Source organism: Chroococcidiopsis thermalis PCC 7203 (genome assembly GCF_000317125.1).
GTDB lineage: Bacteria > Cyanobacteriota > Cyanobacteriia > Cyanobacteriales > Chroococcidiopsidaceae > Chroococcidiopsis > Chroococcidiopsis thermalis.
In genome coordinates this window covers 6,153,810-6,166,992 of the sequence record NC_019695.1, presented here as the reverse complement: position 1 = coordinate 6,166,992, position 13,183 = coordinate 6,153,810, and the positions used below count along the sequence as shown (strand labels likewise).

At 43.1% G+C, this 13,183-nt stretch carries 8 protein-coding genes and 1 pseudogene; 4 read left to right on the top strand and 5 right to left on the bottom strand.

What is annotated here, in order from left to right; all coding sequences use genetic code 11:
* Nucleotides 1-40: 40 nt before the first annotated feature.
* Both CHRO_RS26855 and CHRO_RS26850 read right to left on the bottom strand, forming a co-directional pair.
* Nucleotides 41-1,570, bottom strand: a complete 1,530-nt coding sequence (locus tag CHRO_RS26855; RefSeq protein WP_015157378.1) for a serine/threonine-protein kinase — start codon at nucleotides 1,568-1,570, stop codon at nucleotides 41-43.
* Between the two features lie 142 nt (nucleotides 1,571-1,712).
* Nucleotides 1,713-2,873 (bottom strand): anhydro-N-acetylmuramic acid kinase, encoded by a 1,161-nt coding sequence (locus tag CHRO_RS26850; protein WP_015157377.1) that lies wholly within the window; start codon nucleotides 2,871-2,873, stop codon nucleotides 1,713-1,715.
* Nucleotides 2,874-2,962: 89 nt separating this feature from the next.
* Between CHRO_RS26850 and CHRO_RS26845 the strand changes: the two genes are divergently transcribed.
* A complete protein-coding gene (locus CHRO_RS26845; protein ID WP_015157376.1) occupies nucleotides 2,963-3,523 on the top strand; it encodes a thermonuclease family protein in 561 nt (186 codons plus the stop codon).
* Nucleotides 3,524-3,699: 176 nt separating this feature from the next.
* Here the strand turns inward: CHRO_RS26845 and CHRO_RS34985 are convergent.
* Nucleotides 3,700-5,252, bottom strand: a pseudogene (locus CHRO_RS34985) (ABC transporter permease subunit).
* A gap of 168 nt (nucleotides 5,253-5,420) precedes the next feature.
* Here CHRO_RS34985 and CHRO_RS26835 point away from each other — a divergent pair.
* Entirely contained in the window at nucleotides 5,421-6,188 is a 768-nt protein-coding gene (locus CHRO_RS26835) for an amino acid ABC transporter ATP-binding protein (protein WP_015157375.1), read from the top strand.
* Between the two features lie 24 nt (nucleotides 6,189-6,212).
* On the opposite strand, the gene crtO is transcribed toward CHRO_RS26835, so the two are convergent.
* Both crtO and CHRO_RS26825 read right to left on the bottom strand, forming a co-directional pair.
* Nucleotides 6,213-7,913: a beta-carotene ketolase CrtO gene (gene crtO / locus CHRO_RS26830; protein WP_015157374.1), complete on the bottom strand. Its 1,701-nt coding sequence runs from the start codon at nucleotides 7,911-7,913 to the stop codon at nucleotides 6,213-6,215.
* Between the two features lie 357 nt (nucleotides 7,914-8,270).
* On the bottom strand, nucleotides 8,271-8,768 hold the full coding sequence (locus tag CHRO_RS26825; protein ID WP_015157372.1) for a molybdenum cofactor biosynthesis protein MoaE: 498 nt from the start codon (nucleotides 8,766-8,768) through the stop codon (nucleotides 8,271-8,273).
* A 726-nt stretch (nucleotides 8,769-9,494) separates the two neighbouring features.
* Here CHRO_RS26825 and CHRO_RS26820 point away from each other — a divergent pair.
* Together CHRO_RS26820 and CHRO_RS26815 are read left to right on the top strand one after the other, a co-directional pair.
* Nucleotides 9,495-12,308 (top strand): hybrid sensor histidine kinase/response regulator, encoded by a 2,814-nt coding sequence (locus CHRO_RS26820; RefSeq protein WP_015157371.1) that lies wholly within the window; start codon nucleotides 9,495-9,497, stop codon nucleotides 12,306-12,308.
* Between the two features lie 105 nt (nucleotides 12,309-12,413).
* The gene (locus tag CHRO_RS26815; protein ID WP_015157370.1) at nucleotides 12,414-13,130 is read left to right on the top strand and encodes an SGNH/GDSL hydrolase family protein; all 717 of its coding nucleotides are present in this window, start codon (nucleotides 12,414-12,416) and stop codon (nucleotides 13,128-13,130) included.
* Nucleotides 13,131-13,183 lie beyond the last annotated feature (53 nt).

Here is a 13,183-nt window from a genome sequence, read left to right as displayed (position 1 = left end):
AGCCACTAGCCACCAGTCACTACTCACTGATAACTGACCATCAAACACTTGCTTCCAATTTCATTAAAATTTGTGGTTTGATCTTCTCGTATTCCTGCTTCAGCAAACTTTTACTCAACTGCACATCACCATGAATATTTGAAGATTGACTGAGGAGATACCATTGTTGCAACAGTATTCCTTGACTAGAGGCAACATGAATTAATAAGCAAGAGCTAGCATATTGTGGAGTTTCGCGCGCAAATAGAAGGACGCGATAGTATCCCTTGATGCCGATTGATTGAATTAAGTCTCGATTTTGACTATTTTTTAAATCGAGATAGTAAGTCAACCATTTTGTCCCATAAGCACGGTGATGGAGAGCAGTAATCCATAGCATCATGGGAGAAGGCGAGGTGATAAATAAGAAGTGGTTGTAGGTTCTATTAACCAAACGTTTATTCACTTCTATTTGGGATAACATCACCCACAAAGCAGGACTCTCTTCATCGTTAATTTGGATTGATTGAGGAAAAACAATATCTGCGATCGGTTTATTTTGCGGCCAACGAGTTAGCCGACAAATAGCATCTGTGGTGAGTTGACCTTTCTGTGGTGCAACAATCGTATTCGCTGGCTCATTACCGCTACTTGGCGTTTGTGGTGTTATGGGTTGAGTCGTTAAAGGTAAAGACCGATCGCGCGGCTGTTCGAGCAGGGTAAAAACCTTGATAATTTCACTGACGTTTTGCGGGCGATCGCTTGGTGCTTTCGCCAAGCAGCTCATGACCAAATCTTTCAACTGTGGCGGAATGGGAAACTTTGGTTCCGATGTCTCAAAAGAACGGGGTGGTTGATAGTGGTGGGCTTTAAACCAACCTCCAAATGAGTCCGTGTTGGCTTGAATCGGGATATTACCCGTCAGCATCTCAAATAGCATGACTCCCAAACTATAAATATCAGAACGATTAGTAAGTTCGCTACCCTCCATTTGTTCTGGAGAAGAATAAGCAAACGTCCCCATGTAGTATCGAGTCTGACTGCTATCTGCTTGGAGTAACTTAGCAATACCAAAGTCTAATAGTTTCGCTAATTCTCCCAAACTATTATCTTGAATTAATAAAACGTTACTTGGTTTAATATCCCGATGGATAATTGGATAAGTTTTTCCATCAACTGGAATTCCTTGGTGAGCGCATTCTAAACCAAGACTAATTTGCCGTCCGATACTCAAAAACCTCGGTAGTGATAGAGCATAATTGCGAATTACATCGCTCAAGTTTTTCCCTTTTAAGTATTCCATCACGTAGAACGGTGTACCATTCTCCTCTACAACACCGTAATCCATGACGCGGACGATATGAATGCTTTTTTGACCCAAGATAGCGCAGGTTTTCGCTTCTTGTTCAAAACGTTCTTGCACGCGAAGTTTTTTATTATGAATCGATATACTTAGTAATTTGACAGCAACGGGAACTCCTCCTAACAATTTATCGTGGGCAAGATAGACTTGACCCATTGCCCCTGCTCCAAGCACCTGTTGAAGTTGATAGCGGTTAGCAAGTATGCGGTTGAGATTGGGATCTCGCATGAATTAAAGTTCCGCCACAGCAAAAATTTGTGGTCTCTAGTTGTCATTAGTATTCTGCCCAAAATCAGTTATCAGTTATCAGTGACTAGTGGCTAGTGGCTAGAGAGAAAAGTCCAGCCACTAGCTACCAGCCACTAACCGCTCACACAAGCTCACCCAACAACACTGCTTGCTTTGCCCCAGTCACTTGAGGTAAGTTGCCAGGTATGCCTTGTTGTCGCCAGTAGGCTAGAACGGCAAATGCGATCGCCTCTTTAAAATCGGCGCTTAATCCTGCTTCATCTGTTGTTAAAACTGGTATGTCTAGATGAATTTGCAGTCGTTGTTTTAAATATAAATTTCGACTACCACCGCCACATAAAAAGACTCGCTCTGGCATTTGCGGTAAAAATGTCCGGTAACTATGCACGATTGACGCAACCGTGAATTCTGTCAAAGTTGCTAGCAAGTCAGATGCACTCAATTGGTAACTTCGAGCATCAACCAAACATTGTTGTAAGTATTCCCAGCCAAATAACTCTCGTCCTGTCGATTTGGGTGGTGGGAGGTGAAAGAAATCTTGATTGAGCCATTGCTCTACAAGAGGATGACAAGGAGTACCGCTAGCTGCCCAATTGCCATCGCGATCGTAAGTTTGTGCGCCATCAGTTAAGTGCTGGACTGCGAGATCTAATAAAGTATTGGCTGGTCCCGTATCCCAACCTCTGACTTTCTCCTCCCAGTTGACATGACTGCGGGGAGGAAGATAGGCTAAATTTCCAATTCCACCGAGATTTTGGACGCATCGCGCCTCATGAAGGTGACTGAGCAGGTAAGCGTCAACTTTCGGCACTAAAGGCGCTCCATGACCTCCTACAGCAATATCTGCTGCCCGAAAATTACTGACTGTTGGAGTATTTGTGAGTTGAGCAATAACAGCCCCGCGTCCGAGTTGAAGGCTGTAGCCGAGAGTAGTAGAGGCGTTGCCCGCAACGTCTCTACTAGTTAAAACGGGTGGTCTGTGAAAAACAGTCTGTCCGTGGGAACCAATTAATTCGGCGGGAGGATGTCCGGCTTGGATGTTTTGAGCAGCTTGAGCAAAACACAGCGCGATCGCATCATCTAAAGCTGCTAATTGAGGTATGGAGATGGCTTCACCTTTACAAGCTGCTAAAATTTGCGATCGCAAATCGATAGGATAAGGATAAGTGTTTGCCGCTAACAGTTCTACCTGAATATCTTCAGTTCTGCCTGTAATATTTATCAAAGCGGCATCTATGCCATCAACAGACGTACCGCTAATTAAACCAACTACTAAGGTCATCAGTTATCAGTGAAGAAAGGGAGCAGGGAGCAGAGTAATTCTGAGCAACCACCAACCACCAACTACCAACTACTCATTACCCATTACCAGTGCAACTCATCCGAAAGCTATTACCGTATTTATTCACAATTATTTTTATTTTGTTTTTAACAGGATGTCAGCCGCGCTATGGTGCTGCGGCATATTCAGTTAAGCGCGTCAGTGACGGCGATACTATCAGGGTGGTAAACGCTAAGGGCGATGAGTTTACCGTTCGTTTTGCTTGCGTGGATGCACCAGAGATCCCCCATTCTGTAAAAGAAAGAGCGAGCCAAAGCCGTGTAGATGTCGATCAATTTAAATGGGGACTTCAGGCACAGCAGCGGTTACAAAAATTAATTCATCAAGGAGGCGATCGCGTTAATTTAACAATTACAGATAGCGATCGCTACGGGCGAAAGGTGAGTGAAGTGCGTTTAGGTGACGGTACTCTCGTCCAAGAAGTTATGGCGCGGGAAGGATTGGTATTAGTCTACACACCTTACTTAAAAAACTGTCCCAGTGCCGCAGTGGTAGAACGAGCCGCAACCCAAGCACAAGCACAGCGCCGAGGCGTATGGAACGATGCTCAATTCGTCGCCCCTTGGAAGTATCGCAGCGCCAAAAAGTAAATAACCCCTTGCGCAAATACTTTAAAAAATTACTTTGCGTCTTTGCTACGGACACTTTCACGCGACATGCTTCAATGGGGGGCGACGAAGTCCGCGATAGCGCCACCCCCGCACGGAAGTGTCCTCGTCTTTGCGTGACACTATCATTAACTTCCAATGGCAATTTCACAAACTTCCTAACTCAGCTTAGCCGATCGCTGCTTTTGCCGAGCCACGGGATTAAGCCACTTTTCTAACCAAGAAAATCCTTGAGAAGACAGCAGAGTTAAACACAAATAGACGATCGCTACAGCTGCATAAATCTCAAAAGCGCGATAGTTGGTGGCAACAATCAACTGTCCTTTGCGGAACAACTCTTCAAATCCAATGACCGCTACCAAACTCGTATCTTTAAGTAAAGTAATAAACTCATTCCCCAAAGGTGGTAACATGCGGCGGAAAGCTTGAGGAAAGATGACATAGCGCATAGTTTGAACTGAATCTAAACCCAAAGATTCAGCAGCTTCCGATTGTCCTAACTCAATTGATTGAATCCCCGCACGAACAATTTCAGCAATATATGCCGCGCTATTTAAACTCAAAGCTAACACTGCCGCAGCTAAACGATCCAGAGAAAAATCAAACCCGATTTGTTGAGCGATCGCGGGTAAGCCAAAATAAATCATAAAGATTTGGACTAACAATGGCGTACCTCGAAAAAAATCGACATATGCCCTCGTCACCCAGCGCAAAGGTACGATATGAGAAAGTCGCGCAATTCCGACTAACGAACCACCAATTAATCCCAAAAGGACAGAAAAGGCTGTTAATTGGAGCGTGACTAAAGCACCAGCTAGTAGAGTAGGAATTGCCTGAAAAATAATCTCAAATGCATTAGTCATAATTGCGAGATCCGAGTTTTTTAGTTGGCAAATGGCGATTTCTCTGGCAATTTAGGCGGTTCGGCATTAAACCATTTTTTATAAATTTGAGCATATGTATTATCACCCAAAATTGTCTCTATTCCCTGATTAATTAAAGCTAAGTTAGGAGAATTTTTAGCCGTAGCAATACCGTAAAACTCTTCTGTCAGCAATTGACCAACAACTTTAATCCCTGAAAGGTTAGCATTTTTAATTGCATATAAAGTGACGGGTGCATCGTTAATAACTGCATCCACATTACCATTTTTCAATTCTTGTAAAGCTAAAGGTGCAGAATCAAAACTACTTATTTTCGCCCCTGCAACTTTCTTGGCTTCTTCCGCCCCAGTTGTACCAATTTGAACGGCAATTCTTTTATTTTCGAGACTTACAAAATTCGTAATATCTTGGTTGTCGCTCCGAACCGCGATCGCCAACCCTGCCTTAAAATAGGGACGAGAGAAATCAACTGTTTGCGATCGCTCTTTAGTAATCGTCATGCTGCTAATAGCTGCGTCGATCGTTTTTCCCTGTAAAGCGGGAATCAAACCATCAAAGGGTAAACTTTGAAAATTGACTGTAAATCCAGCCGACTTAGCGATCGCATTCATCAGATCGATACTAAACCCCTGCAACTCACCATTTGTACCTTTAAACTCAAATGGCGCAAATGCGGGTTCGGTTCCCACAGTTAATGTTTTCGTACCGCCTGTATCCCCCGTCCCACCAGTACCAGAATTATTACTACCACAGCCAATCGCTAGCAGCAAGCAGCATAAGCTGATAACTAAATACCGACGCAACCACCGGATCGTACTTGTAGCCATTATTTCTTTTCCTTATGCATTTTCTATACTTGCAGTAATGAGTTAAATTTCAGTGAGTTAAACTTCCTTTTATCCCCTTCTACACGAGAGTATTGTGCCATAGAATACAATCAAGTGGAGTGTAATCAACATACCCTGTAACCAACTCAAACCACTTCCAACGTAGGTATGAATAGTACTACCCCCGCGATCGCATTTGAAGGTGTAGAGAAAAACTTCGGTTCCCTCAAAGTCCTCAAAGGAATTAGCGGTGAAATTTATCGCGGTGAAGTCGTCGCTGTTATTGGTTCCTCTGGTTGTGGCAAAAGTACCCTGCTACGCTGCTTCAATCGCCTAGAAGCCATTAATGGCGGACGTTTAGTCGTCAACGATATTGATATATCGCGTCCCAATCTCAACCGCAACGTGCTGCGTCAACTGCGATCGCAAGTCGGGATGGTATTTCAACAATTTAATTTGTTTCCTCACCTGAATGTATTAGATAACTTAACTTTGGCACAACAAAAGGTGTTAGGAAAATCTAAAAAAGAAAGCGCCCAACTTGCCGCACAATATTTAGAAAAAGTTGGCTTATCTGAAAAAGCTAACGTTTATCCCGAACAGCTTTCTGGCGGACAAAAACAACGAGTCGCGATCGCTCGGAGTTTGTGCATGAACCCCCAGATCATGCTATTTGACGAACCTACCAGCGCTTTAGATCCAGAACTGGTAGGGGAAGTTTTGCGCGTGATGCAACAACTTGCGGCTGACGGAATGACAATGATCGTCGTTACCCACGAAATGCTATTCGCGCGGGAAGTCGCCAACCGCGTTATGTTTTTACATCAAGGACAAATTGAAGAACAAGGATCGCCCCGGGAGGTTTTAGTCAGCCCGAGAAGCGATCGACTGCGGACGTTTTTGAGCCGTTTGAATCCCGATTTAGACCATCAATAAGAATTTGAAAATTCAACTGAAAATTCAATCTTGTTTCGTGCCAAACACGGATTCAAAAGTTGACTTCACCGACTCTCTTGCATCCTTAAACGTTTGCGATAGCGGATTTTGCGTCTGCAAAAATACCCTAGCACAATTGCGCCCTGGCATTCCCGAAATCGATCCGCCTGGATGAGTTCCCGCACCCGTGAGAAATAAGCCATCAATCGGAGTTCTATAGTTAGCTATTTCTGGCAAAGGACGGAAGAAAACCATCTGATCGAGAGTCATATCAATATGATAATAATTACCTTTATATGCACCCAATCTTTCACCTAATTCAGCCGGACTTTCTACTCGACGGGCAATAATGGAATCTTTTACATTAGGAGAGTATTCTGCTAGTTTATCGATGATGCGATCGGCAACTTTGTGTTTCAACTCATCCGTCCAACCCGTCCCTTTTAACCCCGTACCTTCTGCCCCAGCAATTTGATATGGTGCAAAAAATTCAATCCAAACTGTATGCTTTCCAGCCGGAGCCATTGAAGGATCGAGCGCTGTCGGCATGACGACATACATAGATGGATTCGCATCGGGAATTTGCCCTAACGTACACAAACTGTGTGCTTGTTCTACATGGCTGACGGAATCGGCGATTAAAATTGAGCCAATTAAATACTCATCTTTGTGTTCGTGATGCTCAAAACATAGTGGTTTATCAATTGCTAGATCGACTTTAAGAATTGTTTCATTATTGTTGACAATTCGACGTTCTAATCTTTCGCGTAAATGCGGTTCGGCAGCATCCAGTTCGCTCGGATCTACCATGTGTAGAAATATTCGCTGCGCATCAATGTTAGAAATAACAGCTTTGTTAGCTCGATATTCTTGACCATTAGCAACTCTTACACCCACAGCCCGACCGTTATCAATTAAAATCTTCTCTACATGCTGGTCGGTAAGAATTTCACCACCCTTACTTTTGACTAGATTCACTAAAGCTTGCACTAATGCACCCGTACCACCACGCGGTCTAGCCATCCCCGGATCGTGACGCATTGCCATCATAATTGCACCAATCCCAAGGGTTTTCTGCGAAGGAGGCGCACCCAGTTCTGATGAGAGCCTAGCTAAGGGTGCTTTTAAAAATTCAGAATCAAACCATTCGTTTACCATGTCCTCCCCACTACTGAGCATGGTACGCACAAAGTCTAAAGTTTTTGAGGGAGAACCAATGACAGAAAATAAATCTTTTATTTTGGTAATGTCATAGTTACCGAGAATATCTAATAATGACTTTGGTGGAGCGTTAAACATCGGAATCATCGCACCGAGCGCCCGTTGCCAATAATCTGTAAATTCAGCATATTTTTCTGCATCTCGTTGACTGTAGCGGGCGATTTCCGCACAAGTCTTTTCAACAGATTTGTGACCTAAAAAGTACTTGCCATCTGGATGCGGACAAAAAACCACCGGATCGCAATAAAGATATTCCAATCCGTATTTTTCTAGTTCTAGTTCTTGAACGACTGGTCCAAGGTGAATAAATTCGTGATCGATCGCGCAAAGGTTAAATTTGAATCCTGGTGCTTCTTGAGGTAAACATTCTTCTGTAGTTGCTGCTCCACCAGGAACAGAGCGCTTTTCCAATAATAAAACACTATATCCGGCTTTTAATAGATAAGCCGCGCACACTAAGCCATTGTGTCCTGCCCCAATGATGACAATATCATAAGCCTGCATATTCTCTACTCCAGCCACATTATCTCTCTCCGATATTAGGCAGAAGTTAAAGAATATACAATTGCCTGGGGGTAGAAGATAAAGATAAGGGCTATGTTTTACTGCCGCATTGAGTCAATTTCTCTCGCACGACCGATCGCGCGCCAACGGCAAGGTGTAACAATGCATGTAGCTTTGTAAAAGAGAGGTATACCTAATGGATGACAAAAACTATTCCTTCAAAGGTAGTCCAAATGCAGGTATGGTGCTTTCAATCTTAGCAGTAGTAGGTGCTGTGTTGATTTTTGCCTTGGGTTTTAGCAACTAATTGAGTCAAAACTTAAGTGTGGGGTGGGCAATGCCCACCATACCAACCTTTTAGCACCCTTGAGTCTCGCACGCCCCAATACTCACCCAACTGGAAGATCCGTCTTGCCAATGTTCTTTTTTCCAGATCGGGGCATTATGCTTTAACGTGTCGATCGCATAGCGACAGGCTTCAAATGCTTCAGAACGATGAGGACAACCTACGCCGACTAAAACGCTAATTTCTCCAATTTTTAACTTACCGATGCGATGGTGAATGGCGACTCGATTCACGTCTTGCCATTGTTGGCGAATCTCTGCCGCAATTTGCTTGAAAATCTGCATTGCCATCGGTTCGTATGCCTGATACTCCAACGATACGACTGGTTTGCCGTCAGTTTGATTGCGTACCATCCCACTCATAACGACAATCGCTCCATTGCCTGGGTCATCGGCAAGGGCATAGAATGCATCTAAAGACAAAGGTGCGAAAGTTATCGCAAAGCTATCTTCCGATCTCGCTTTGACTGGAGATGAGAGGTAGTTAGTAGTAACTCCAGCGTTGCTCACGTTTTCCTATTCTCTGCGTTCAGAAGGACTGTATTTATTTTAGTGGCACGAGAAGTTTACAGTTAGAAGTCAAAAGTCAAAAGTCAAAGGTCAAAATCGAGGAGACAGGAGGCAGTTGACGGTTGTTGGTTGTTGGTTGTTGGTTGTTGGTTGTTGGCTGACCGCTCCCTTGTCCCCCTTGTCCTCCCTACTCTCTACTCCCTAATAACTGATAACTGATAACTGATAACTGCCTTTCTTAACTTTTCTCAACAATTTCGTCAGCATTCGCGACTTAGTTTTATATAGATTTTTTATCTATTGGGACAATTGTGTTGTAGAGAGCGATAGCATATACTAGCTTTTCGGCACTACGATCGCTTCTTTATTTGAGTAAAATTACTCAAAATAATTACTCTCTAGATTTATGTATTTTGTTTGAAAATGATTAAAAATTATCAAAAAAATATAACAAAAGTCAAATAAAAACATTACTATAATAAAAGGTTTTTCAGCGATCCCCATAGCGATTTCGGTAATTCAAAAGCAATATTCACGTATTTGTCATCTATCCAAATAAATAGAGTGGAGTAACAGCATAAACTAGCGATCGCGATCTATTTGCCTCGATCGCTAAGATTCAGAATAGATAACCTGCCAGCAAAAACGGAATCAAAGCTATTTGTTTTTCCAGAGCGATCGAAGGGGAAAAATAATCAAAGAGCGTAATTGAGCGTAGGAAAGAGTATGAAAGCTGTAGCGCCTATAAATGAAGCTATGAGGCTTGCAGCCCTCAATAAATACCAAATTTTAGACACTCAGCCTGAAGCTGAATTTGATAGTCTTACCCATTTCGCTGCTCGGATTTGCGCTACCCCGATTGCTCTGATTAGTCTGATCGATCGCGATCGGCAATGGTTTAAGTCTAAAGTTGGTTTAACCGTCACTCAGACCCATCGCGATTTAGCTTTTTGCGCTCACGCAATCTTACAACGAGATGTATTCATCGTTCCAGATGCTTTGCAGGACGAAAGATTTGCGACTAATCCTCTCGTCACGACAGATCCACAAATTCGATTTTATGCTGGCGCACCATTGGTAACACCGGAAGGTTATGCCTTGGGAACTTTGTGCGTCATCGATTACGTACCGCGAGAGTTAAATCCCGAACAAATTGCCATACTCAAAGTTCTCAGCCAGCAGATCGTTACCCAGTTAGAATTACAGCGCAAGTTAGCAGATTTAACCATAGCTCATACTCAGTTCGATCGCTCGGTTGCAGCTCTGAAACAAGCATCGGCAAAAAATTTGATGCTGGCTCAAGCAATGGCTGCTGTTTCTGAGGGGGTTTTCATTACCGATCCGCATCAGCAAGGGTGTCCGATTGTCTATGCTAATTCAGTTTTCTGCGGCATGACTGGATACCACCTAACAGAAGTATTAGGCAAAGATTGGCGCTTACTTTGTGGAACAGCCACAGATCCGCAAGCGATCGCCAAAATCGAGCGGGCGATCGCTCAAAATACAGAAGTGCAAACTACGCTATTAAATTATCGAGCTGACGCACAAACCTTCTGGAGCGAGATAAAAATTACCCCCGTATTCTCAAATACGGGAACATTGCTCTATTTCGTCAGCATTTTAACCGATATTAGCGATCGCGTTACAGCAGCTGCCGCATTGGGAGAAAGCGAATCGATTCTGCGGAGTTTCTATGACAGCGCCTCCATGATGATGGGGATCGTAGAACTGCGCGAAAACGATATTTTACATATTTATGACAACGCTGCTGCTGCCAATTTTTTCGGCTTCTCTCCTCAGATGATGCAGCACCGACTTGCGAGCGAGATGGGAGTACCGCAGCATCACATCCAAACTTGGATCGAACGTTACCGAGAAGCAGAACGCAGCCAAACTCCAGTTAAATTTGTGTACCCCCACAAAACACCATTAGGGAAAAAATGGCTCTCAGCCACAGTTTCGGCAATTGCTGGCAACCGAGAGCATCATGCTCGATTTGCTTATATTGTTGAAGATATTACTGAAAGTAAGCAAGCGGCGCAGAAGATTCGTCAACAGGCTGCTTTATTAGATGTCACTACCGATGCCATTTTGGTCAAAGATTGCAGTAGCGATCGCATTTTATATTGGAATCGCGGTGCAGAGCGGCTGTATGGTTGGACAGCAGCAGAGGCTATAGGCACGAGTGCATTTGAGCTGTTATACAAAAAAGCATCTTTACACGCCCAAGCTTTGCAAACAGTTCTTAGCACAGGTGAGTGGTATGGCGAGTTAGAAAAAGTGTCGCAAGCTGGCAAAGAGATCGTCGTCGAAAGCCGTTGGACGTTGATGCGCGACGAACAAGGACAACCCAAATCGATTTTATGCGTCGATACAGATATTACTGAGAAAAAACAACTGACAACTCAATTTTTACGCGCTCAGCGATTAGAAAGTATCGGTACTTTAGCAAGTGGTATCGCTCACGATTTAAACAATATTTTGGCTCCAATTTTAATGTCAGCCCAACTGTTGCAGTTGAAAACCTACGACATGCGCAACTTGCAGATTTTACAAACAATCGAGACTAATGCAAAGCGGGGTGCGGCTTTGATCAAGCAAGTGCTATCATTTGCTCGTGGGGTTGAAGGACAACAAACAGTTTTACAACTGCGACATTTATTAGCAGAAATAAAACAAGTTATCAAAGAGACTTTTCCTAAGTCAATAGCAGTTTATACAGATATCGCCCCAGATTTATGGGCGGTGGCTGGCAATGCTACGCAACTGCATCAAGTTTTAATGAATTTGTGCGTCAACGCTCGCGATGCAATGCCGAATGGTGGAGTTTTAAAAATTGCGGCTGAGAACTTGTTAGTAGACGAACACTATGCAGGGATGCATTTAGAAGCAAAGGCTGGTGCATATGTTGTCATCACCATTGCAGATACAGGAATGGGCATGTCAAAAGCAGTGCAAGAGAGAATTTTCGAGCCGTTTTTCACAACCAAAGACATTGGGAAAGGTACTGGATTAGGACTTTCTACCGCAATTGGAATTGTCAAAGGACACGGGGGATTTATTCAAGTCACGAGCGAGGAGAAAAAAGGAACTCAATTTCAGGTGTATCTACCTGCAAAAGAGGCTGAAGAACAGCCACGATCGCCCGAACGAGAAATTCCATTTGGTCATGGAGAATTGATTTTAGTTGCAGATGACGAAGTAGCAATTCGCGAGATTATTAAAACTTCTTTAGAAGCACATAATTATCGAGTCCTGACTGCGGTTGACGGGATTGATGCGATCGCAATTTACGTGCAACATCGCTCGGAAATTAGCGTGGTGATGGTCGATATGATGATGCCTGCAATGGATGGTGTCACGACGATTCGCACGTTACAAAAACTGAATTCTGAGGTCAAAATTATAGCTACAAGTGGGTTGGCAGCAAACGATCGATTATTGACATCTGTAAGCGATCGGGTCAAGGCATTTTTGGTCAAACCCTACACTGCTCAAGAGTTACTAAGAACTATTCGCCAGTTGTTGGATACAGAATAGCTTGAGTTATTTTAAAATTAACTAGATTTAAAATTAACTAGATTTAAAATTAACTAGATTTGACAAGATTGAAAAAAATCTCGTCAGCTGAGGAGCGTATTTCTATTGAACAGTTACAGAAGTTCTAAACATCCAGTTTTATTACTAAATTCAATCTTACTAGGTGTACTATACATAGCGATCGCGATCGTCGTACACGGTAGTGCGAGTGTAACTTTTGGACATCGAGTCGCGATTTTTTTTGGTGATAGTATTACGTATGGTGACGGTGCATCAAACAGTAGTCATCGCTGGTCTACCTTAGTAACAAATGCTTTGAATCTGCAAGAAGATAACCAAGCAATTTCGGCTACAGTTTTACAAAATACTGTTCCAGTTTTAGCAAATAACGGTCGCGATCGCTATCAGCAAGATATCATTCAGCGCTCTCCTAATTATGTTTATATTCTCTACGGCTTAAACGATCTGCGCTACAACGGAGCTAATTTTTCGACAATGAACTTTCAAAATGATTTAGATGAAGTAGTAGCGGGACTAATTTCAGATGGAATCCCTCCCAATCATATTGTTATTGGTTCTCCCCCTTACATAAATCCTACTGGTTATTCTCTCTACCCGCCCTATAATGCAGGTTCTACTACAAAACATCGGCAATATCGGGATGCAACCAAAGCGATCGCGCGGCGATATCATACTAAGTGGGCAGACGTTTATCAGTACATGCTCAATCGTGGTGCTAGTACTTTAGTTAGCAACGATTTCATTCATCCTAATGATTTAGGGCATCAAGCTATTAAAGATGCAATGTTGAAGGCAAATTGAACTCGTGATGAGCTGAAAGAAATTAATCAATAAATAAGGTGGGCAATGCCCAC